Annotated in this window: 18 protein-coding genes; 7 read left to right on the top strand and 11 right to left on the bottom strand. The window is 70.7% G+C overall.

Annotated elements, in window-relative coordinates; genetic code table 11:
- Position 1: 1 nt before the first annotated feature.
- Positions 2 to 1,267 (bottom strand): efflux RND transporter periplasmic adaptor subunit, encoded by a 1,266-nt coding sequence (locus tag RT051_RS06380; protein WP_409520558.1) that lies wholly within the window; start codon positions 1,265 to 1,267, stop codon positions 2 to 4.
- A gap of 255 nt (positions 1,268 to 1,522) precedes the next feature.
- On the opposite strand from RT051_RS06380, the gene RT051_RS06375 reads away from it, so the two are divergent.
- Positions 1,523 to 1,960, top strand: a complete 438-nt coding sequence (locus RT051_RS06375; protein ID WP_313073834.1) for a CBS domain-containing protein — start codon at positions 1,523 to 1,525, stop codon at positions 1,958 to 1,960.
- Between the two features lie 76 nt (positions 1,961 to 2,036).
- Positions 2,037 to 3,101 (top strand): tRNA (adenosine(37)-N6)-threonylcarbamoyltransferase complex transferase subunit TsaD, encoded by a 1,065-nt coding sequence (gene tsaD, locus RT051_RS06370; protein ID WP_313073831.1) that lies wholly within the window; start codon positions 2,037 to 2,039, stop codon positions 3,099 to 3,101.
- 112 nt (positions 3,102 to 3,213) lie between these two features.
- On the opposite strand, the gene RT051_RS06365 is transcribed toward tsaD, so the two are convergent.
- Genes RT051_RS06365 through RT051_RS06340 form a run of 6 tightly spaced genes read right to left on the bottom strand, consistent with a single transcriptional unit; the run spans position 3,214 to position 9,211 of the window.
- Entirely contained in the window at positions 3,214 to 4,665 is a 1,452-nt protein-coding gene (locus RT051_RS06365) for an aldehyde dehydrogenase (RefSeq protein ID WP_313073828.1), read from the bottom strand.
- A gap of 58 nt (positions 4,666 to 4,723) precedes the next feature.
- Entirely contained in the window at positions 4,724 to 5,449 is a 726-nt protein-coding gene (locus tag RT051_RS06360) for an ABC transporter ATP-binding protein (RefSeq protein WP_313073825.1), read from the bottom strand.
- On the bottom strand, positions 5,446 to 6,201 hold the full coding sequence (locus RT051_RS06355) for an ABC transporter ATP-binding protein (protein ID WP_313073823.1): 756 nt from the start codon (positions 6,199 to 6,201) through the stop codon (positions 5,446 to 5,448). The genes RT051_RS06360 and RT051_RS06355 overlap by 4 nt, the downstream gene beginning before the upstream one ends.
- Positions 6,194 to 7,120, bottom strand: a complete 927-nt coding sequence (locus RT051_RS06350) for a branched-chain amino acid ABC transporter permease (RefSeq protein ID WP_409520557.1) — start codon at positions 7,118 to 7,120, stop codon at positions 6,194 to 6,196. Before RT051_RS06350 ends, RT051_RS06355 begins: the two co-directional genes overlap by 8 nt.
- Positions 7,117 to 7,998: a branched-chain amino acid ABC transporter permease gene (locus RT051_RS06345; RefSeq protein ID WP_313073820.1), complete on the bottom strand. Its 882-nt coding sequence runs from the start codon at positions 7,996 to 7,998 to the stop codon at positions 7,117 to 7,119. The genes RT051_RS06350 and RT051_RS06345 overlap by 4 nt, the downstream gene beginning before the upstream one ends.
- Positions 7,999 to 8,005: 7 nt before the next feature.
- Positions 8,006 to 9,211 carry an amino acid ABC transporter substrate-binding protein gene (locus RT051_RS06340; protein WP_313073817.1) on the bottom strand — a complete coding sequence of 402 codons (1,206 nt, stop codon included), beginning with the start codon at positions 9,209 to 9,211 and terminating at the stop codon, positions 8,006 to 8,008.
- 281 nt (positions 9,212 to 9,492) lie between these two features.
- On the opposite strand from RT051_RS06340, the gene RT051_RS06335 reads away from it, so the two are divergent.
- The gene (locus tag RT051_RS06335; RefSeq protein WP_313073814.1) at positions 9,493 to 11,565 is read left to right on the top strand and encodes a CocE/NonD family hydrolase; all 2,073 of its coding nucleotides are present in this window, start codon (positions 9,493 to 9,495) and stop codon (positions 11,563 to 11,565) included.
- Between the two features lie 255 nt (positions 11,566 to 11,820).
- Complete coding sequence (locus RT051_RS06330) at positions 11,821 to 12,834, top strand: helix-turn-helix domain-containing protein (protein WP_313073811.1); 1,014 nt, start codon at positions 11,821 to 11,823, stop codon at positions 12,832 to 12,834.
- A gap of 126 nt (positions 12,835 to 12,960) precedes the next feature.
- Here the strand turns inward: RT051_RS06330 and RT051_RS06325 are convergent, their stop codons facing one another.
- Positions 12,961 to 13,332, bottom strand: coding sequence for an Hsp20/alpha crystallin family protein (locus tag RT051_RS06325; RefSeq protein ID WP_313073808.1), 372 nt, complete (start codon positions 13,330 to 13,332; stop codon positions 12,961 to 12,963).
- Positions 13,333 to 13,491: 159 nt separating this feature from the next.
- On the opposite strand from RT051_RS06325, the gene RT051_RS06320 reads away from it, so the two are divergent.
- Both RT051_RS06320 and RT051_RS06315 read left to right on the top strand, forming a co-directional pair.
- The gene (locus RT051_RS06320; RefSeq protein WP_313073805.1) at positions 13,492 to 14,271 is read left to right on the top strand and encodes a DUF2242 domain-containing protein; all 780 of its coding nucleotides are present in this window, start codon (positions 13,492 to 13,494) and stop codon (positions 14,269 to 14,271) included.
- A 324-nt stretch (positions 14,272 to 14,595) separates the two neighbouring features.
- Entirely contained in the window at positions 14,596 to 15,891 is a 1,296-nt protein-coding gene (locus RT051_RS06315; RefSeq protein WP_313073802.1) for a branched-chain amino acid ABC transporter substrate-binding protein, read from the top strand.
- 6 nt (positions 15,892 to 15,897) lie between these two features.
- On the opposite strand, the gene RT051_RS06310 is transcribed toward RT051_RS06315, so the two are convergent.
- The 3 genes from RT051_RS06310 to RT051_RS06300 form a co-directional block, all read right to left on the bottom strand.
- The gene (locus tag RT051_RS06310) at positions 15,898 to 17,931 is read right to left on the bottom strand and encodes a DUF3488 and transglutaminase-like domain-containing protein (protein ID WP_313073800.1); all 2,034 of its coding nucleotides are present in this window, start codon (positions 17,929 to 17,931) and stop codon (positions 15,898 to 15,900) included.
- A gap of 70 nt (positions 17,932 to 18,001) precedes the next feature.
- Positions 18,002 to 18,997: a DUF58 domain-containing protein gene (locus tag RT051_RS06305; protein WP_313073797.1), complete on the bottom strand. Its 996-nt coding sequence runs from the start codon at positions 18,995 to 18,997 to the stop codon at positions 18,002 to 18,004.
- Positions 18,994 to 19,911, bottom strand: a complete 918-nt coding sequence (locus RT051_RS06300; protein WP_313073878.1) for a MoxR family ATPase — start codon at positions 19,909 to 19,911, stop codon at positions 18,994 to 18,996. Before RT051_RS06300 ends, RT051_RS06305 begins: the two co-directional genes overlap by 4 nt.
- A gap of 46 nt (positions 19,912 to 19,957) precedes the next feature.
- Here RT051_RS06300 and RT051_RS06295 point away from each other — a divergent pair, with 46 nt between their 5' ends.
- Positions 19,958 to 20,917, top strand: a complete 960-nt coding sequence (locus RT051_RS06295) for a histone deacetylase family protein (RefSeq protein WP_313073794.1) — start codon at positions 19,958 to 19,960, stop codon at positions 20,915 to 20,917.
- Positions 20,918 to 20,936: the final 19 nt, after the last annotated feature.

Here is a 20,936-nt window from a genome sequence, read left to right as displayed (position 1 = left end):
GTCAGCGCGCAGCGGCAGGGGTGGCAGACGGCGGGGTGGGGGCGCCCGGCCCCTGGCCCTTGTCGCCGCTGGCGCGCGGGGCCCAGGGCACGGGGCGCACGCTGTCGCCCGGGCGCACGCGCTGGCTGCCGTCGACCAGCACGCGCTCGCCCGCGGCCAGGCCCGACAGCACCTCCCAGCGGTCGGCCACGGCCGCGCCGGTCACGATGCGGCGGCGCTCGACCTTGTCCTCGGGCGTGACCACGAGCACGCTGGCGTTGCCCGCGGGGTCGCGCGTGACGGACTGCTGCGGCGCCAGCAGCGCCGCCTCGTTCACGCCGGCCTGCAGCACCGCGCGCACATACATGCCGGGCATCAGCACGCCGTCCGGATTGGGCAGCACCGCGCGCAGCGTGATGGCGCCCGTGCCGGGGTTGACCTGCACGCCGCTGAACTGCAGGCGCGCCGCGTGGGCGTAGGTGCTGCCGTCGTCGAGCACGATGGCCACGCGCGTGGCCTCGCCGCTGCCGTCGCGGCGGATGCGACCGCTGGCCAGCTCGTTTTTCAGGCGCAGCAGCTCGGTGCTGGACTGGGTGATGTCCACGTAGAGCGGGTCGATCTGCGTGACCGTGGTCAGCGCCGCGGCCTGGTTGGCCGTCACCAGCGCGCCCGGCGTGACGGTGGAGGTGCTGGTGCGCCCGGCAATGGGCGACTTGACCTGGGTGTAGCCCAGGTTGATGCGCGCGGCGCGCACGGCGGCGGCGGCCACCTCCACGTCCGAGCGGGCCAGCTGGGCGGCGGCCTGGCTGTCGTCGTGCAGCTGGCGGCTGATGGCGTCGATCTTGAGCAGCTCGGCGTTGCGCCGGGCGTTGGACTCGGCCGTGGCCAGCGCCGCGCGTGCCTTGGACTGCTGCGCCTGGGCCGAGGCCAGCGCCACCTCGAAGCTGGCCGGGTCGATCTGGTAGAGCACCTGGCCGGCGCGCACCGCGGCGCCCTCGGTGAACAGGCGTTTTTGCACGATGCCGCCGACCTGTGGCCGGATCTCGGCCATGAGCGAGGCGCTGGTGCGCCCGGGCAGCTCGGTGGTGACGACCTGGCGCTCGGGCGCCAGCGTGGCGACGCCCACCTCGGGCGGCGCGGCGGGCGCTTGGCCGCCATCCGCCTTGCTGCTGCCCTCGCCCTTGCAGCCGGCCAGCGCCAGCGCCAGGGCTGCCGTGGCCAAGCCCAGGCGCGCGGCGCGGCGCATTGGTTGCAGGCGGCGGGCTTCATCAAACACGGCAATGCTCATGGAACACGATCGAAGGCAGAGAGGGGGCAGCAGCGCGGCTGCGCGCACGGGCACGGGCCCGGCCGGGCGCAGACGCTCACATACGGAAAAGGGAAACTGTCGCACAAGGCAGCGGCGACGAAGGCGCATGGTAGTGGGCTTCATGATTCTTTACACAGGCCGCAGGCGCCCCGGGTTGGGCCGGGTTGCGCCGGCCGCCGTGTTGTGCAAACACTAGGGCACAGACCCATCCGTCCACTTTGCCCGGGAGGCCCCATGACCAACGTTGCAGAAATCCTAAGGACCAAGCCCGACAACCAGGTATACAGCGTCTCGCCCACGGACAGCGTGCTCACCGCGCTGCAGCGCATGGCCGACAAGGGCATAGGCGCGCTGCTGGTGATGGAGGGCGACGAGATCGCCGGCATCTTCACCGAGCGCGATTACGCGCGCAAAGTGGTGCTGCAAGGCCGCTCCTCGGGCGACACGCCGGTCAGCGAGATCATGACGCACGCCGTGCGCTTCGTGCACCCTTCGCAGAGCAGCGAGGAATGCATGGCGCTGATGACCCGAAACCGCCTGCGCCACCTGCCCGTGGTGGAGGACGACCGCGTGGTCGGGCTGGTCTCCATCGGCGACCTGGTCAAGAACGTGATCTCGCACCAGCAGTTCCTGATCGAGCAGATGGAGCAGTACATCACCGGCGGGCATTGAGCCACGTCCGGCCAGTCGCGCCCGGCCATGCCCCCCCGCCGTCCAGGGCGCCGGGGCGCCACTACACTTCGGCCGCATGAGCGAGCTGATCCTGGGCTTTGAGTCCTCCTGCGACGAAACGGGCGTGGCGCTGGTGCGCGCGGGCGGGGGTGCTGCCCTGCCGCAGCTGCTGGCGCACGCGCTGCACAGCCAGATCGAGATGCACCAAGCCTATGGCGGCGTGGTACCCGAGCTTGCCAGCCGCGACCACATCCGCCGCGTGCTGCCGCTGACCGAGGCGGTGCTGGCCCAGGCCGGCGTGGCACTGGCCGAGGTGGACGTGGTGGCCTACACGCGCGGGCCAGGCCTGGCCGGCGCGCTGCTGGTGGGCGCCGGCGTGGCGTGCGCGCTCGCCGCCGCGCTGGACCGGCCCGTGATCGGGGTGCACCACCTGGAGGGCCATCTGCTGTCGCCCTTCCTGAGCGCCGACCCGCCCGAGTTTCCCTTCGTCGCCCTGCTGGTCTCGGGCGGGCACACGCAGCTGATGCGGGTCGATGGCGTAGGCCGCTATGAGCTGCTGGGCGAGACCATCGACGACGCGGCCGGCGAGGCCTTCGACAAATCGGCCAAGCTGCTCGGCCTGGGCTACCCGGGCGGGCCAGCGCTGTCGCGCCTGGCCGAGCAGGGTGAGCCGGCCGCCTTCAAGCTGCCGCGCCCGCTGCTGCACAGCGGCGACCTGGATTTTTCCTTCGCCGGCCTGAAGACGGCCGTGCTCACGCAGGCGCGCAAGCTCGGCGACGACCTGCCCGGGCGCAGCGCAGACCTTGCGGCCAGCACGCAGGCGGCCATCGTCGATGTGCTGGTCAGGAAGACGCTGGCCGCGCTGGCCGCCACCGGCCTCACGCGCGTGGTGGTGGCCGGCGGCGTGGGTGCCAACCGGCGCCTGCGCGCGCAGCTCGACGCGGCCTGCGCCGAGCGCGGCGTGCGCGTGCACTACCCCGAGCTGCACCTGTGCACCGACAACGGCGCCATGATCGCCATGGCCGCTGCCATGCGGCTGCAGGCGGGCCTTGAGCAGCCGCGGCGCGACTACGCCTTCGACGTCAAGCCGCGCTGGCCGCTGGAAGAAGTGGGCGCGGCTGGGGTCACGCCTGGCGGCTGACGCCTGACGCCTGACGCCCCATGCCGCCCGGCCAGCGGCCTTGTGAAATTTCCATGAAAACAGCTGCAACCCCTTGGTGCACAAGGGCCTGCAGCTATGCTTTCGAGAGTCCTCAGAATGGGTAGTGCCGCGGCGTGGTCTGCACCGTGATCCAGCGCAGCTCGGTGAATTCCCGTACCCCGTCCATGCCGCCGAAGCGCCCATAGCCCGACTGCTTGACGCCGCCGAACGGCATCTGCGCCTCGTCGTGCACCGTGGGGCCGTTGATGTGGCAGATGCCGGCCTCGATGCGCGCGGCCACCTGCCAGGCACGGGCCACGTCGCGGCCGAAGATGGCCGAGGACAGGCCGAACTCATTGTCGTTGGCGCAGGCGATCGCCTCCTGCACCCCCTGCACGCGCACGATGGCCTTGACCGGCGCGAACGACTCCTCGTGGTAGATCTGCATGTCGCGCGTGACGTGGTCCAGCACGGTGGCGGGCATCAGCGTGCTGTCGGCCCGGCCCCCGCACAGCAGCTGCGCGCCCTTGGCCAGGGCGTCGTCGATCAGCGCGTTGCAGCGCTGCACGGTGGTCATGTCCACCACCGAGCCCAGCACCACCGGGCCCTGGCGCGGGTCGCCCAGGGGCAGGGCCTGCGCGCGGGCGGCCAGGCGGGCGGCGAACTCGTCGGCCACGCTCGCGTCCACGATGATGCGCTCGGTGGACATGCAGATCTGGCCCGAGTTGGCGAAGGCGCCGAACACGGCCGCATCCACGGCGGCGCCCAGGTCGGCGTCGTCCAGCACCACGAAGGGTGCCTTGCCGCCGAGCTCCAGCACCGCGGGCTTCAGGTACCTGGCGCAGGTCTGCGCCAGCAGGCGGCCCACGCGCGTGGAGCCGGTGAAGTTCACGCGCCGCACCGCCGGGTGCGCCACCATGGCCTCGACCACGGCGGCCGCGTTTTCGGGCGCGTTGGTGATGAAGTTGACCGCGCCCGGCGGCAGGCCGGCCTCTTGCAGCGCGTCGATGATCAGGCCGTGCGTGGACGGGCACAGCTCCGAGCCCTTGAGCACCACCGTGTTGCCGCAGGCCAGCGGCGTGGCCACGGCGCGCGTGCCCAGGATGACCGGGGCGTTCCATGGCGCGATGCCCAGCACCACGCCGGCGGGCTGGCGCACGCCCATGGCCAGGCTGCCGGGCACGTCGGACGGGATGACCTCGCCGGCGATCTGTGTGGTCAGCGCCGCGGCCTCCTGCAACAGGCCGGCGGCCAGCTGGACGTTGAAGCCGGCCCACAGGGCCGAGGCGCCGGTCTCGGCGGCCATGGCGCGCACGAAATCGCCCTCGCGCGCCAGCAGGGCGGCTGCGGCCTTTTGCAGCAGCGCGCGGCGGGCGTTCGGGCCGAGCGCCGCCCAGGCGGGAAAGGCGTCGGCCGCGGCCTGGACCGCGGCGACGGCATCGGCCGTCGTGGCCGCGGGCGCCACGGTGGCCACGCTGCCGTCGAGCGGGTTGCGCCGCTCGAAGGTGGCGCCATTGCCGGCGGCGCGGCGCTCGCCGTGGATCAGCATGGAAATCGCGCTCATCGAAGAACTCCTGTGTCGGGTCGGGTGGGAAAGGGGGAAAAGGGGGAAGGGCGGGCGTTCAGGCCACGCCGAGATAGGCGCGGCGCACCGCGTCCGAGCGCAGCAGGGCCTGCGCGTCGTCGGCCGCCACGATGCGGCCGCGTTCGAGCACATAGCCGCGCTGCGCGATCTGCAGCGCCTTGCGTACGTTCTGCTCGACCATCAGCACCGTCACGCCCTGGGCCGCGATGCGCTGGGCGATGGCCAGCAGCTCATCGACCATGCGGGGGGCCAGGCCCAGCGAAGGCTCGTCGAGCATCAGGAGGCGCGGGTGGCTCATCATGGCGCGGGCCACGGCCACCATTTGTTGCTCGCCACCGCTCATGGTGCCGGCCAGCTGCTGGGCACGCTCGTGCAGGCGCGGAAAGTCGGCAAATGCCTGCGCCAGGCGCTCCGCGCGCTCGGCCGGCGTGGCCAGCCAGCCGCCGAGTTCGAGGTTCTCCGCGACGCTCATCTGCGCAAACAGCTGGCGGCCCTCGGCCACCAGGGCCATGCCCGAGCGCACGCAGGCGGTGGCGTTGCCGGCCGGCACGTCGCGGCCATCGAGCTGCACCGAGCCGCGGCGCGGCAGCAGCCCCGCCAGCGCCTTGAGCAAAGTGGTCTTGCCGGCGCCGTTGGGGCCCAGGATGACGGTGATGCCCGGCTGGGCGTCGAGCGTGATGTCCCGGAGCACTTCCAGGCCGTTGTAACCCGCGCCCAGGCCGCGCACGGCCAGGGACGCTCCGGTGGCAGCGGTCGTTGTCATGGCTGCGCTCCTTCCTGCAGCGTGTCGCCCAGGTAGGCCTCGACCACGGCGGCGTCGCGCACCACGGCCTCGGGCGTGGCGTCGGCGATTTTGCGGCCCTGGTGCAGCACCAGCACGCGCTCGACGTAGCGCAGCAGCGTGGCCACCGCGTGCTCGATCCACACCACGGCCAGGCCCCAGTCGTCGCGCAGGCGGCGGATGCGCTGGGCCATGGCCTCCACCTCCGCTTCGGTCAGGCCGGCGGCAACCTCGTCGAGCAGCAACAGTCGTGGGCGCGTGCCCAGGGCCATGCCGATCTCCAGCAGCCGCTGCTGGGCGGGCGTGATGTCCTCGGCCGGGTGCTCGGCCAGGTGCGCCAGGCCCAGCAGCGTGAGGATGTCGTCCTCGCTTTGCAGGCCCGGCGGGCTGCTGCGGTGGCGCCCGGCAAACTGCATGCCAAAGCGCACGTTGTCGCGCACCCGCATGCTGCCGAAGACGCGCGGCGTCTGGAAGGTGCGGGCAATGCCGTGGGCGGCGTAGCGGTGCGGCGCCTGGCCGGTCAGTTCGCTGCCGCCGGCCAGCAGCTGGCCGGAGGTCGGCGGCTGCACGCCCGAGATGGCGTTGAAGAAGGTGGTCTTGCCCGCGCCGTTGGGGCCGATGATGCCCACCAGTTCGCCGGCGCGAAAGTCCGCGTCCACCGCGTCCACCGCGGTCAGGCCGCCAAAGCGCACGGTCAGGCCGCGCGCCTGCAGCAGCAGAGCCTGCTCAGCCATGGGACACCTCCTTCTTCCTGCGCCACAGTGTCGCCAGGCCGTCGGGCAGGTAGAGCACGCACAGGATCAAAAGGCCGCCCAGCACCATCATGTAGCCATAGGGCAGCTGCAGGCGCAGCGTCTCGGCCAGGATGCTGAAGACCACCGCCGCCAGCACCGGCCCGGCCAGGCTGGTGGCGCCGCCGATCAGCGCGATCAGCACGGTCTGGAAGCCGATGAAGGGGCTGAAGACGGCCGGCGGCTCGATGTAGGTCCAGCGCACGGCCATGGCCGCGCCCACCGCCCCGGCGAAGGCGGCCGTGAGCGCAAAGCCGAGGATCTTGGTGCGGCGCGTGTCCACGCCCAAGGTCTGCGCGCGCTGCTCGTCGGCGCCGATGCCCGCCAGGGCCAGGCCGAAGCGGCTGCGCTGCACGGCAATCGCGGTGGCGATGGCGGCCGCAGCGATCAGCAGCACCGTGAGGTACACCGTCTCGTTGCTCGGCACCACGGCCAGCACACGGCCCACCGTGCCCGAGGCCTGCTTTTCCACATAGGTCACGGCGTGGCGGATCAGCTCGGTCATGCCGAAGGTGAGCACGGCGAAGTAGGTGCCGCGCAGGTGCAGCACGGCCGCGCCCATGACGGCCGCCACCAGCGCCGCGATGGCCGCGCCGCAAGCGATGACCAGCGGCCAGGGCAGCACCTCCAGCAGCACCGCGCAGGTGTAGGCGCCGACTCCGAAAAAGGCCGAGGTGGCCAGCGACAGGTAGCGTGTGGCGCCGCAGAACATGGCCCAGCTGGTCGCCAGGGCGATGTACATCAGGCAGCTGAGCGCCACCGAGGTGGCGAAGTCCGAGGCCAGCCAGGGCAGGGGGGCGGCCAGCACGACGCCTGCCGCGAGCAGCAGCCAGGGTTTGGCAAACAGGGGATTCATCGTCATCGCTTCTTCGAAAACAGACCGTTGGGCCGCCAGATCAGCACGCCGATGAACACCGCATAGCTCAGCAGCATCTTCAGGGACGGGCTGCCAAAATGCATGCCCAGCGCCTCGACCACGCCCAAAAGCAGGCCGCCGGCGAGGCTGCCGGCAATGCTGCCGAAGCCGCCGAGCGTGATGACGATGAGCGCGGTGATGGTGTAGGGCTCGCCCATGGAAGGCGAGATCTCGTAGGTCATGGACAGGAGCGCCCCGGCCACGCCCGACAGGCCCAGGCCGATGCCGAACATCAGCGGGTGCAGCCGGGCGGTGTTGATGCCCACCAGCTGCGCCCCGGTGGGCGACTGCATCAGCGCGCGCACCGCCTTGCCCAAGAGCGTCCAGCGCAGCAGCGCGATCAGGGCCAGCGACAGCGCCAGCGCCACGGCAAACAGCACCAGCTTGTTGCCGGTGAAGCGCATGCCGGCCACCTGCACCGGGTCGGCCAGGTATTCATAGCCGCGCAGGTCGCCGCCCCAGGCCAGCAGGGCGGCGTTCTGCACCAGGAACATCAGGCCGAAGCCCACCATCAGGCTGCGCGCCTCGAACACGTCCACGTTGGGCGCGCGCGCGGCCAGGCGCCGAAAGCACAGCACGTGCACCAGCATGCCCAGCCCCATCAGCAGCACGAAGGCCACCGGCACCAGCAGCAGGGGCGAGAGGCCCCACTGCACGTGCGCCCACCAGGTCAGGAAGGCGCCCAGCATCAGGAACTCGCCGTGCGAGATGTTCATGATGCGCATCAGGCCGTACTGCAGGTTCAGGCCGATCGCCACGAGCGCGTAGATGCCGCCCGTGATGAGGCCGCCGGCCAGCAGCTCGGCCCAGGAAATCCAGCTCATGCGTCGTTCACTTCCATGCCGGCTTGGGTGCCATGAGCTGCGCCGTGGCGCGCGCGGGCGGCCACACCACCTCGAACTCGCTGCCCTGCCACTGGCCCACGGTGCCGGGGATGGAGGCGTTCTCGCTGCCGGCAAAGCGGATCGGGCCGAGGATGGTCGGGAACTCGGTCCGGGCCACGTGGTCGCGCAGCGCCTTGCGGTCCAGCCCCACCGCCTCGACCGCCTGCTGCAGGATCTGCAGGCCGGCCCAGGCGTGGCCGCTGGCCCAGCGGTCGGGCTCCTTGCCGAACTTCCTGGTGTGGGCGTCGAAATACGCCTGCGCCTCGGGGCTGGTCTTGCCGTTCCACGAGCCCATGCCCAGCACGCCCTCGGTGTTGCCGGCCATCACGTTCTTGTAGAGCTGGAAGGCCGTGCCCACCGAGGCGTAGAAGTAGCGCGGGTTGAAGCCCACCTCGCGCGCCTGGCGGCTGGCGAGGATGGTATCCGGCGGGTAGGTGATGCCGATGAAGGCGTCGGGGTTCTGGTCCTTGATGCCGCGCAGCACCGGCGCCAGGTCCTTGACGCCCAGCGGGTAGCTCTTGCGCTCGACCACCTGGATGTCGGTCTTTTTCAGGGAGCTGTTGAGCGCGGCGAAATTCTCCAGGCCGAACAGGTCGTCCATGTAGACGATGGCGACAGTCTTGACACGCTGCGCCACCAGCAGGTCCACCAGCGCGCCCATCATCTTGTCGGGCTGCTGCAGCAGCGAGAAGAAGTAGGGCAGCTGCATGTCGATCAGCTTGCGAGATAGCGCCGTGGGCGACAGCAGCGGGTAGCCGAAGCGGTTGGCCAACGGCGCGATGGCGAAGTTGGCGCCCGAACCCCAGGGCGGCAGGATCAGATCCACCTTGTCGCTGCCCATGAGCTTTTGGTAGGTGCGCACGCAGGTTTCGGTCTCGCTGCGGTCGTCGTAGCCGATCAGCTCGATGGGGCGGCGCGTGCCCTTCACGTTCAGACCGCCGGCGGCGTTCACCTGCTCGGCCCACAGCAGGTAGTTGGGCTCCTGGCTGACCTGGGCGCCCGCAGCCCACGGGCCGGTGCGCGAGATGGCGTAGCCCACGCGCACGGGCGCCGCCTTCTGCTGGGCCATCAGGCGGGGGGCAAAGGCGAGCGTGCCCACGGTGGCGGCTGCGCGCTGCAGCCACAGGCGCTTGCTGGATGGCGTTGTCGTCATGCTGGTCTCCTTCGTTGTCGTCATGGCAGCCTGGGGGGCGATGCGCCATCGTAGGAAGGAGGGCCGCGAACTGCTGTGCTGGCTGTGCACAAAACGCTTGCCGCACCGTGCACGCTTGAGGGGGTTTACCCGCACACCCGGGGACAGGAGGGTGCACGGCCGCGCCTTGGGCCGCGCGCGCGCCCGGGGCTCTGCTACGCTGGCGGCGCGCGGCAGGCGCGCCTGCCCGGAGCCCGTCCGGGGTGCCCGCGGTGCAGTCCACCATTTCCAGGGAGAAACGCATGTTCTTCAGGCAAGTCCTGTCCCGTCGCCCACGGTGGTGGGTCGCGCTGGTGTTCGTGGCCAGCCTGCTGGGGTGCTCGGGCGGCACGCCAGACGACCCAGCGCCCTACGCCTTCGCCCTGGAGCGGGACATGCTCACCATGCGCGATGGGGTGCGCCTGGGGGTGACCTACTACCGTCCCACGGCCCGGGCGGCCGGCGAGACCTTCCCGGTCATCATGGAGATGGTGCCCTACCGCAAGGACGACTTCTTCGCGCTGGGCGACTATGAATACGGGGCCTGGTTTGCCAGGCGCGGCTACGTCCTGGCCCGGGTGGACGTGCGCGGCACGGGAGCGAGCGAGGGCCCGATTCCGGTGAGCGAGTATTCGCAGGCCGAGATCGCCGACGCGGTCGAGCTGGTGGGGCAGCTGGCCGCCAAGCCCTGGGCCAATGGCAAGGTGGGCATGTACGGGGTTTCCTGGAGCGCCTTCAATTCCCTGATGACGGCGCAAAGAAAGCCGCCTGCGCTCAAGGCCATCATTGCGGCGCACGGCTCCACCGATCTGTTCTACAACGACGTGCACTACATCGACGGTGTACTGCACCTGGACTACTACGCGCACCAGATCGATACCGACAACTCGATGCCGCAAAGCCCGGACTATGCGCTGGACGATGCGTATTTTCGCAACCGCTTCGACCGCGAACCCTGGCTCTTCACCTGGATGCGCCAGCAGCAGGACGGGAGTTTCTGGCGCCAGGAGTCGGTGGGCCTGCAGGGGCCGCTGGAGGTGCCCGCCTACCTGATCGGCGGGCTGCTCGACGGCTACCGGGACTTCGTGCTGGACGTCAAGCGCAATGCCAGGGCACCGGTGATTGCCGAGATCGGCCCCTGGAACCACGCCTGGCCGGAATACGGCAGCCCTGGCCCCAATTACGAGTGGCGCGAAAAGGCGCTGCGCTGGTGGGATTACTGGCTCAAGGACAAGAACAACGGGGTGCTCGATGAGCCGCGCTGGACGGCCTTCATGCGCACCTGGCAGCCGCCTGCGACCGACAGGGACACCGTGCCCGGCCAGTGGCGCTGTGAGAAGGACTGGCCGGTGCCGGGCAGCAGCACGCTGCAACTCTTTGCACAGGCGGGCCATGGCCTGACGGACAGGTCCATCGGGGCGGCCGGCGCCGACAGTCTGGTCTATCGCGCAGGTACCGGCATGGCGGGCGGCAACTGGTGGGGCGAGCAGACCGGGGACATGGCAGCAGACGATGCCCATAGCCTGGTGTATGACACGCCGCCGCTCACGCAGGCGGTGGAGATCATGGGCCAGCCCCAGGTGCAGCTGCGCGTGGTGGCGGATGCGCCCATGTATCAGTGGACGGTGCGGCTGGAGGACGTGGCGCCCAGTGGCGAGGTCACGCTCATCAGCGGCGCACTCATCAACCCGGCCCAGCGATTTTCAAGGCTGAGCCCGCAGCCGTTGGTGCCCGGCGAGGCGGTCGAGCTGGCGGCGAACATCCACTTCACCACCTGGCGCTTCGAGCCCGGCCACCGCATACGGCTGGCTGTGTCCAACGCGCAGTTTCCCATGGCCTGGCCCAGCCCCACGGCGGGCAGCACCCAGTTGCTCACGGGCAGCCAGACCTGGCTGAAGCTGCCCGTGGTGCCGCCCGCGGGCAGTGCCGCGCTGGCCTGCAGTCTGCCGCCACCCGAAAAGAGCGAACAGGCGCCTTTTGGCCGCGAGCTCTACACCCGCGGGCCGCAGACCACCAGCGTGCGCGACGAGGCCACGGGGACATCCACTGTTACCACCCAGGGTGAAAGCGCCTGGAAGATCGACAACAACCACTACCAGTCAAAAGAGTCCTACCGCTGGCAGGTGAGGGATGCCGATCCGGCGCATGCGCGCTTCGAGGGCGAGCGCCGCAATGTGTTCACGATTGCGGGGCGTGAGATCGACTTGGCCACGCAATCGCGCATCGAATCGGACGCCACCATGTTCCATGTCACCTTCACCAAGAGGCTGCTGCGCAATGGCACGCTGGTGCGCGAGCGAACGTGGTCGGACAGCATTCCCCGCAATTTTCAGTGAATGAACATGCGAGCCGGCCCGTCTTTCGGGCAGGCTCCACGGCGGCGGGGATGAGGGGGCCCCGGAGTTCTCATGCCTCGTACCAGCCCCTGGATGAGTTCACGAGCCGGACCACCAGCAGCATGAGCAAGCGGGATGCCCGACCACCACGGCCATGCCTGGGCCCCGGTCGAAGGAGGATGTCAAAATGCAAAACGCCCCTGGTGGGCGGCGCCGCAACCGCGCGCATCCGCGCCACCGACGCTGGAGAGACGCATGACCCATCCCCTGATCGAGCTGAGCACCGACGCCGTTGCGCCGGGTGAGCGGCTGCGCCTGTGGGGCGACGCCGTCTGGCGCCTCATTGGCGGGCTGGAGTCCGACGCCTTCGGCGACGAGGCCTTCAGCGGGCGCATCGTCTCGGGGCAGGCCGGCTACGTCAACCTGTGCCACCTGCACGTGAGCCGGCACCGCGTGGTGCGCACGCCCGGCAGCATCCGCAACAGCGACCGTGCCTACCTGAAGGTGGTCGCACAGATGGAGGGGCGTGCCTGCTTCGAGCAGGACGGCCGCCAGGTCTGGCTGTCGCCAGGCGAGTGGAGCATCTATGACACCACGCGCTCCTACGCCGTCACCAACCCCGGGTCGGTGAGCCAGCTGGTGCTGATGATCCCCAAGGATCTGCTGCCCGAGCGGCGCCTGGCGCTCGACGAGCTGATGGTGCAGCGCTTCTCGGGCCGCTCGGGCGTCTCGCGCCTGGCCTGGGACGCCATGCGCTCTGCGTTCGACGAGCTGCCCGGCCTGTCGCCGCGCGCCGGCGACGGGCTGGCCGACGTGATCACGCAGCTGGTGCAGCTGGCGCTGCTCGAACGCGCCGGCCAGCCCACCCAGCTGACCCAGCGCGAGGCGCTGCGCGACCGCATCCTGCACTACATCGACCGGCACCTGGCCGACCCGGGTCTGAACGTCGAGCGCGTGGCGCGCGCCCTCAACTGCAGCCGGCGCCACCTGTACAACGCCATGTCCGAGGACGAGGAGACGCTGGCGGTCATCATTCAGCGGCGGCGCCTGCAGGGCTGCGCCCGGGCGCTGGCGGATGCCACCCAGGCACAGCGCCCGGTCACCGACATCGCCCTGGCCTGGGGCTTTTCCAGCAGCACGCACTTCAGCCGGGCCTTTCGCGCCCACGCGGGCTGCAGCCCGAGCGAGTACCGCGCGCGGGCGCTGGAGCGGGGCGCGGCGGCCCTGGCGCCACCCGCTCCGGCCATCGGCCCCATCATTTTGAGCTGAGGGTTTTGGGGCTTGAGCCGTTATGGGTCAACGGTTGTTCGCTATTTAAAAAGAAGCAAAAAGGGCTGCCGTGTGGCAGCCCCTGGTTTTCCGCCTGCGCCCGCGGAAGGCGCAGCTGGCACCTGCTTACTGGATGGCCAGGGTCACGGCGCGGCTTTCGGGCAGCACCTTGGCCAGGCTCAGGCTCAGCACGCCGTGTTCGAGCCTGGCCGAGCTGGCGGCAGCATCGATTTCCTGGGCAAACTCCCAGGAGCGCCTGACGCGGCGCGGCGCGCCCTCGATGCTGGCCACGCTCACGCGGGCGCCCTCGATGGTGATGGCCAGCTGCTCGCGCGCCAGGCCAGGCACGTCCAGGTTCAGGGTGATGGTCTTGTCGTCCTGCTCCAGCCGCACGCCGGCCTGGGCGGACACGGTGGACTGCAAAAAGCGCTGCAGGGCCAGATCGGCGGCATGCGGAGTGGCAACGGCGGCGCGGCGGATGACGGGTGCGAAAATCATGGTTCAGGTTCCTTGCCTTGAATGACAGTTGAGGTCGGCATGTGCGTCGCCGGCCCGATGGTCTCCAAATGTGCATGGCGGATGCGTTTTCAAGAGCCCGTCCGGCAGGCCGCGCAACCCCAGGGCGGACCCTCTTCACCGCTTCACCACGCCCCACCCATGAATCCTCGTCCGTTCCGCCTGCGCACCGCGATCGCCGCCACCCTTGCCCTGGCGCTTGCCGCCTGCTCCGCCATTCCCGACTCCGTCCCGGCGCTGGAGCGGGGCGTCGTTCCGTTCAAGCCCAACGATTTCGACAGCTCCGGCACCTTCATGCGCCACGTCGGTGCGCCGCAGGAGCGCACCTGCGAGGCCGCGCGGCGCGCGCTGCTGAGCCAGGGTTACCTGGTGCACACGGCCAGCGCCGACCTGGTGGCCGGGCGCAAGTACTACCAGCCCCAGACCGACACGCACTACGCCATCGAACTGCGCATCGTCTGCGCGCCGGAAGGGGCCCAGGGCCAGAACACCTCCGTCTTCGCCAGCGCCCTGCAGGACCGCTACGTCATCAAGAAGGTCAACAACTCGGCCTCGCTGGGGGTGGGCGGCATTGGATCGGTGTCGCTGCCGGTCAGCGCCACCGACGACACGCTGGTCAAGGTGGGCAGCGAGACGCTGCGCGACAGCCAGTTCTACGACCGCTTCTTCCAGCTGTTCGAGCGCTACGTGCCGCTGCTGCCGGCGGGCGCGCAGGACGAGTCACTGCCGCTCCTGATCCCGCCGGCCCAGTCCCAGCCCGTCGCGGCGCCGACGAGCCTGCCGGCCGCTGCGCTGGCGCCTCTGCCGGCACCCGGAGCATCGCCCGACGCAACCCTGCCGACGGATGCGCAGCACGACGTGCCCGGACAGGAGTCCCCGCTGCACAACGATGCCCGGCAGGACGGCGAGGACCCGTCCTGAGCCAATCCCGACCGCATGCATGAACAGCCTGCAAAATTTCTTTGCTTCCTGGGTCATTTACGGAGAAATGACGTCTTTTGGCTGAAGGATGAAAGATGTTGGGCGGGCGACTTCCTGGTGCAGTGAAAATGTCTCGATCAGGTGTCTTTTGCCGTCATTCGTAGGTAAAGTTACAATCTTTTGCCGGCTTTTGCCGGCTTTTCTTTTGATCCGATTATTTTCAGGCTGGACAGCCACAGCGTTCGCGCAGCCTCGCAGAATCAGTCCCGTTGCGGCGCCCCGCTTGGGCTGCACCCCGTTTCGACCTGTTCTGCTTGACCACGAATGACCCTGTTTTCCCGTCGAGCCGCCCTTGCGGCCCTGTCCTTCTGCACAGCCAGCGCCTCCTGGGGCGTGCTGGCCCAGCCCTCCGCAGCGACCCCTGGCGCGCCCATCAAGGTGGCGCTGGTCGAGAGCCTGTCCGGCAGTTTCGCCAATACGGGCGAGGCGGTGTTTCGCAATGTCGCCTGGGCCATCGAGCGGGTGAACGGCCGCGGCGGCGTGCGCCTGCCGGCCGCTGCCGGCGGCAGCCGGCCCCTGCAGCTGCTGCGCTACGACAGCAAGGGGCAGAACGAGGAGGCGCTGTCGGCGCTGCGCACGGCCATCGACGATGGGGCGCGCGTCATCCTGCAGGGCAACTCCTCGGCCACCGCGGCGGTGCTGATCGAAGCCATCAACAAGCACAACCAGCGCGAGCCCGAGCGGCGCGTGCTGTTCCTGAATTATTCCGCCGTCGACCCCATCCTGACCAACGAGAAGTGCAGCTTCTGGCACTTTCGCTTCGACGCGCACGCCGACATGCGCATGGCGGCGCTGATGGAGGTGCTGCGCGGCGACAAGCAGCTGTCGCAGGTCTACCTGATCGGCCAGGACTACAGCTTCGGCCAGGCGGTGCTGCGCGAGGCGCGGCACCAGCTGGCGCGCCAGCGCCCGGACGTGGCCATCGTCGGCGAGGAGCTGCACCCCGTGGGCCGCGTCAAGGACTTCGCGCCCTACGCCGTGAAGATCAAGGCCAGCGGCGCGCAGGCGGTCATCACCGGCAACTGGGGCAACGACCTGACCCTGCTGGTCAAGGCCGCGCGCGAGGTGGGCTGGAGCGGCATGTTCTACACCTTCTATGGCAACGCCCTGGGGGCGCCAGCGGCCCTGGGCGACGCCGGCGTGGACCGCGTGGTGGCCGTGGCCGACTGGCTGCCCAACCTGCCCACGGCCGGCAGCGAGGCCTTCTACCGGTCCTTTCGCGAGCGCTTTCCGCGCCCGCAGGACGACTATGTGCACATGCGCATGCAGCTCATGGTCGAGGCGCTGGCGCAGGCACTGGAGCGTGCGGGCGGCACCGATGCCGTGGCCGTGGCGCGGGCGCTGGAGACGGCGGACGTGTCGCTGCACGGCCAGCGCGGGCGCATGCGCGCCGAAGACCACCAGTTCCAGCAGCAGCTGGTGGTGGGTGTCATGGACAGGGTGGGTGCGCCAGGCGTGCCGTTCGACGTGGAAGGCTCGGGCTACGGTTTTCGGGTGGTGCGCCAGATTCCGGCCGACCAGGCGCAGCTGCCCAGCAGCTGCCGGATGCAGCGGCCCTGAACTGCCTCATGCACCGCGCACTGCGCGGGGCCAGCGCAGGCGGCGCCGCTCGCGCTGCAGCTGGGCCAGGGCCGTGGCGGGCACGGGGGCGTAGCGCGCCTGCTCCACACGCAGCAGCCACAGCGCCGCAGGCTCGGCGGCGCTGCCGAAATGGTCGCGCGCGCGCTCAGCCATGGCGCGCGGCGGCAGGTGCGCGGGCAGCGCCAGGCCGGCGCGGGCCAGGCGCTGGCGCGCGCGCTGCAGCAGGCGTTGCCACGGGTCCTGCCGGCGCCGCTGCAGCGCCGCCCAGGCCAGGCCCGCCAGGCCGGCGGCGGCGACCGTGCCCGCCAGCACGCGCAGCAGGTCGCGCCAGTCGGGCGCGTCCACGCCCAGGCTGCGCAGCAGGCCCAGCTGCCGGTCCTGGGTGTAGTTGAGCACCCACTGGTTCCAGCGGTTGTTGGCCGCCTCCCACACGACGCGCAGGCGGCGCAGGGCGTTCGGGCTGACCACCACCTCCACGGCGCTGCCCAGGCCGCTGCGCGCGGGTGTCAGGCGCTGGGGCAGGGCGGTGCGGTCGGGCGAGATGGCGGCCGTCGGGTCCACGCGCACCCAGCCGCGTTCCTCCATCCACACCTCGGCCCAGGCATGGGCGTCGCTCTGGCGCACGGTCCAGTAGCCGTCGATGTCGTTGAGCCGACCGCCCTGGTAGCCCGTCACGATGCGGGCCGGCACGCCGCCCGAGCGCATCAGCACCACGAAGGCCGAGGCGATGTGCTCGCAGAAACCCTGCTTGCGCTCGAACCAGAACGCGTCGGCCGTGTGTTCGCCGTACAGGCCGGGCTCCAGCGTGTAGCGATAGCCGCCTGCGCGCAGCCGCGCCAGCGCCGCGCGCACGAAGGCCTCGGTGTCGCCTGCGGCCGCACTGCCCTGCAGCTCGCGTGCCAGGGCCCGGGTGCGCGGGTTCAGCCCCGCGGGCAGCTCGCGGTGCACGCGCAGCTCGGCGCTGTCCGCCAGCGGGCCGTGGCGAAAGGCCAGGTGGCTCTGCGCCTGGTAGCGCAGCACGCTGGTGATGGGGCGCGCGGCCAGCCACTGCAGGTCCTGCGTCATGAAGGGGTGGTAGCCGGCGGGCAGGGCGGGCGCCTCGTCGGCGGCGTCCAGCACCAGCAGCCACGGCCGGTAGCTGGGCTCGAGCGTGATCTCGTAGCGCACGGGCTCGCCCTGCACCTGCAGCCGCGCGGGCGCCGACGGGCCCCAGAAAGGGCGGCCCGCTGCGGTCTGCCCCAGGGCCTGCCATTCCCGCCCGTCGAACACGGTGAGCACCGGGCCGCGAAAGTACAGGCTCTCCTGTGGCGGCGGGCGGGCGCCGTCCTCGAAGCGCACGCGCAGGGCCACGCTCTCGTCGAGCGCCAGCTCGGCCACGCTGCCGATGCGCATCTGCCCGGACAGGCCACTGCGCCCCTGGGCCAGGTCGGCGGGCACGCCCCACAGCGGCGCCATGCGTGGGAAGACCAGGAACAGCGCCACCATCACCGGCGCGCCCAGCAGCGTCATGGCCCCCGCGGTGCGCAGGCTCTCGTGCAGCGGCGGCCGGCCCACCGGGCGGTGGGCGTTGACCAGCGCCGTGAGCAGGCCCAGCAGCGCCAGCAGCATGGCGGCGGCCGTCAGGAGCGACTGCGAGAAGAAGAAGTTGGCCAGCAGCGTGAAGAAGCCCAGGAAGAACACCACCATGGCGTCGCGCCGCGCGCGCAGCTCCAGCGTCTTGAGCGCCAGCAGCATGGCGATCAGCGTGACGCCGGCCTCGTAGCCGAGGATGGTGCGGTGCGTCAGCAGCGTGAGGGCCAGGACCGTGGCCAGCAGCGCGCGCGTGGTCCAGCGCCCGGGCAGCGGCCGCGCGCGCCAGCCCTGCAGGGCGCGCCAGGCCAGCAGCAGCGCGGCCATGGCGCTGGCCCAGGCAGGGATGTGCGCCGCCAGGGGTGCCAGGCACAGGGCGATGACCAGCAGCAGGAACAGCGTGTCGCGCGTTTCCCGTGGCAGGTGGGCGGCCCGGCTGCGCAGGTTCACGGGCGCGCTCCCGGAAAGCTACTCAAAAAATAGCTGCATCTCGTTGTCATGCCTGGGTTTGCGCGGGATTTCATGCCAGGGCCAGTGCCTCCAGGCAGCGGCGCCTGTGCGCCGGGCCGCTGGCCGGGGCGATGGCCTGCCCGGGCAGGCGCAGGCCGTAGTCCAGCCCCAGGCGGTCGGCCTGCAGCACCCAGCTGGCCAGGCGCGACAGCCGCGCCTCAGGGTCGGCCAGGCCGGTGGCGGCGGCGTCCAGCCACAGGCTGTGGCGCTGCTCGGCGTGGCTGTCGCGGCTGACCAGTTCGCTGCTGCCGCTGGCCAGTGCACGGGCCGCCTTCTTCCAGACGATCAGCCGCAGCGGGTCGCCGCGGCGGTAGGCGCGCACGCCCTCGAAATCGCCCGTGCCCGGGGCCGCGGCGCTGGCGCCGCCGCCGGCCTGGGGCTGGCCAGGCGGCAGCGGCGGGACCGGGTCTTCCGGGCGCGGGTAGGCCAGCAGCGGCGCCGCAGGGCGCCACAGCGTCCACACGCGCAGAATGCCCAGCGGGTAGAGCGTCTGCGCCGTCAGCAGCGGCGCGTCCTGCAGGCCGCGCCGCGCGGGCGCGAACGTCAACTGCACGCTGGCGCTGCCTTCGGCCGGCACGTCGGCCAGCGCCCAGTGGCCGCTGCCGTGCACCGCCAGGGCGACGGCATGGCGCGGCCGGCGCCGGCGGCTGTGCAGCTGCACCTGCAGGGTGGCGGCCGAGCCGACGAAAGTGGGTTCGGGCGCGACCAGGTGCAGCGACAGGCCGCGCAGCGTGGCGTGGGCCAGGGGGATGCTGGCCAGCGCGCTGCCGGCGAGCAGAAAGGTCAGCAGATAGCCCAGGTTGAGCTGGAAGTTGATGGAGCCCACCAGCAGCACCAGCAGGGTGGCCGCCAGCATCCAGCCTGAGCCCGTGGGCAGCACGTAGAGGTTGCGCTGGCCCAGCACCAGTGTGTCGCTGCGCGGCAGCCGCGCGCTCCACCAGCGGCGCCAGCGCCCTGCCAGGCGCTGATGCGGCCAGACCCGGGCTGCCCCGGCAGCAGCCCTCACGGCGCCACCGCCTCCAGCAGGGCGCGTACCTGCTCGACGCTGCCTCGCCCGGCATCGCCCAGCGGCACCAGCCGGTGCGCGATGGTCTGGGCGATGATGGCCTGCACATCGTCGGGGGCTACGTAGTCGCGCCCGTCGATCAGCGCCTGGGCCTTGGCCGCGCGCACCAGGGCGATGCCGGCGCGCGGCGACAGGCCCTGCACGAACCAGCGGCCCGAGCGCGTCGCGGCGATCAGGTCCTGCACGTAGCCCAGCAGCGCGTCGGACGTGTGCACGGCCAGCACCTGCTGCTGCAGGCCGGCCAGCTCGGCATGCGTGAGCAGGGGCAGCAGGCTGTCCACCATGCCGCGGCGGTCGCTGCCGGCCAGCAGCAGGCGCTCGGCGGCGCGGTCGGGGTAGCCCAGCGAGATGCGCATCAGGAAGCGGTCGAGCTGGCTCTCGGGCAGGGCGAAGGTGCCCAGCTGCTCCTGCGGGTTCTGCGTGGCGATGACGAAGAAGGGCTCGGGCAGGGCGCGCGTGGCGCCTTCGGCGGAGACCTGCTTTTCCTCCATGGCCTCGAGCAGGGCGCTTTGCGTGCGCGGACTGGCGCGGTTGATCTCGTCGGCCAGCAGCACCTGGGTGAAGACCGGGCCGGGGTGAAAGGCAAAGGCCTGGCTGCCTCGCTCATAAACGGACACGCCCGTGAGATCGCTGGGCATCAGGTCGGCGGTGAACTGCACGCGCGCAAACTGCAGGCCGAAGGTGCGTGCCAGGGCATGCGCCAGGGTCGTCTTGCCCACGCCGGGCAGGTCCTCGATCAGCAGGTGGCCGCCCGCCAGCAGGCAGGCCACGCAGTCGCGCACCTGGGCATTTTTGCCCACGATCACCGTGTTAAGCTGGTCAAGAAGCGCCTGGATCTTGCTTTGTGCGTGCATCATGCGGCGCCACGTTATCGGAAAAAACTCAAGGGGCAAGGGGACAATGACTACGGGCAAGACCGGTTACTACAGCCACCGCGACTTCTGGCTGCACGAGATGGGGGCCGGCCATCCGGAATGCCCGGCGCGGCTGGACGCCATCGAGGACCGCCTGATCGCCACCGGCATCGCCGATGCGCTGGAGCGTCGCGACGTGCCGCTGGCACCCCTGGCCGACATCGAGCTCGCGCACGACCGCATGTACGTGGCCGCGCTGCGCGGCATGTGCGAGCGCCTGGTCGAGGAGGAGGACGCGGGCGGCCCGCCCCACGCCCAGATCGACACCGACACCGCCATGAACCGCCACACCTGGCAGGCCGCGCTACGTGCCGCCGGGGCGGCGCTGGCCGCCACCGACGCGGTCATGAACGGCGATCTGGAGAACGCCTTTTGCAGCGTGCGCCCGCCCGGGCACCACGCCGAGCGCGCCAAGGCCATGGGCTTTTGCTTCTTCAACAACGTGGCCATTGCCGCCAAATATGCGCTGGAGCGCTACCACCTCAAGCGCGTGGCGGTGGTGGACTTCGACGTGCACCACGGCAACGGCACCGAGGACATCCTCGCGGGCGACCCGCGCGTGCTGATGGTGGGCATCTTCCAGCACCCGTTCTACCCGTTCAGCGGCGACCAGAACCCGGCGGCCAACATGCTCAACGTGCCCGTGCCCGCCTACACCAAGGGCATGGACGTGCGCGACATCGTCGAGATGATCTGGATGCCGCGCCTGGAGGCTTTCAAGCCCGAGATGATCTTCGTCTCCGCGGGCTTCGATGCCCACCGCGAGGACGACATGGGCCAGCTCGGCCTGACCGAGCAGGACTACACCTGGATCACCATGCGCATCAAGGACGTGGCGCGGCGCTTCTCGAAAAACCGCATCGTCTCGTGCCTGGAGGGCGGCTACATGATGGGGCCGCTGGCCCGCAGCGTGGAGGCGCACCTGCGCGTGCTGGCCGATCTGTGAACCGAAGGAAGAGAAAGCC

The sequence above is a fragment of the Melaminivora sp. genome, from assembly GCF_032059615.1.
Classification (GTDB): domain Bacteria; phylum Pseudomonadota; class Gammaproteobacteria; order Burkholderiales; family Burkholderiaceae_C; genus Melaminivora.
The sequence above is the reverse complement of the archived record's forward strand: the minus strand, read 5'-3'. Positions and strand labels throughout refer to the sequence as shown.

Bases quoted from the DNA above. Each gene is read 5' to 3' on its own strand.
- RT051_RS06380 (WP_409520558.1), bottom strand. From the start codon at position 1,267: ATGAGCATTGCCGTGTTTGATGAAGCCCGCCGCCTGCAACCAATGCGC.
- RT051_RS06375 (WP_313073834.1), top strand. From the start codon at position 1,523: ATGACCAACGTTGCAGAAATCCTAAGGACCAAGCCCGACAACCAGGTA.
- tsaD (WP_313073831.1), top strand. From the start codon at position 2,037: ATGAGCGAGCTGATCCTGGGCTTTGAGTCCTCCTGCGACGAAACGGGC.
- RT051_RS06365 (WP_313073828.1), bottom strand. From the start codon at position 4,665: ATGAGCGCGATTTCCATGCTGATCCACGGCGAGCGCCGCGCCGCCGGC.
- RT051_RS06360 (WP_313073825.1), bottom strand. From the start codon at position 5,449: ATGACAACGACCGCTGCCACCGGAGCGTCCCTGGCCGTGCGCGGCCTG.
- RT051_RS06355 (WP_313073823.1), bottom strand. From the start codon at position 6,201: ATGGCTGAGCAGGCTCTGCTGCTGCAGGCGCGCGGCCTGACCGTGCGC.
- RT051_RS06350 (WP_409520557.1), bottom strand. From the start codon at position 7,120: ATGACGATGAATCCCCTGTTTGCCAAACCCTGGCTGCTGCTCGCGGCA.
- RT051_RS06345 (WP_313073820.1), bottom strand. From the start codon at position 7,998: ATGAGCTGGATTTCCTGGGCCGAGCTGCTGGCCGGCGGCCTCATCACG.
- RT051_RS06340 (WP_313073817.1), bottom strand. From the start codon at position 9,211: ATGACGACAACGCCATCCAGCAAGCGCCTGTGGCTGCAGCGCGCAGCC.
- RT051_RS06335 (WP_313073814.1), top strand. From the start codon at position 9,493: ATGTTCTTCAGGCAAGTCCTGTCCCGTCGCCCACGGTGGTGGGTCGCG.
- RT051_RS06330 (WP_313073811.1), top strand. From the start codon at position 11,821: ATGACCCATCCCCTGATCGAGCTGAGCACCGACGCCGTTGCGCCGGGT.
- RT051_RS06325 (WP_313073808.1), bottom strand. From the start codon at position 13,332: ATGATTTTCGCACCCGTCATCCGCCGCGCCGCCGTTGCCACTCCGCAT.
- RT051_RS06320 (WP_313073805.1), top strand. From the start codon at position 13,492: ATGAATCCTCGTCCGTTCCGCCTGCGCACCGCGATCGCCGCCACCCTT.
- RT051_RS06315 (WP_313073802.1), top strand. From the start codon at position 14,596: ATGACCCTGTTTTCCCGTCGAGCCGCCCTTGCGGCCCTGTCCTTCTGC.
- RT051_RS06300 (WP_313073878.1), bottom strand. From the start codon at position 19,911: ATGCACGCACAAAGCAAGATCCAGGCGCTTCTTGACCAGCTTAACACG.
- RT051_RS06295 (WP_313073794.1), top strand. From the start codon at position 19,958: ATGACTACGGGCAAGACCGGTTACTACAGCCACCGCGACTTCTGGCTG.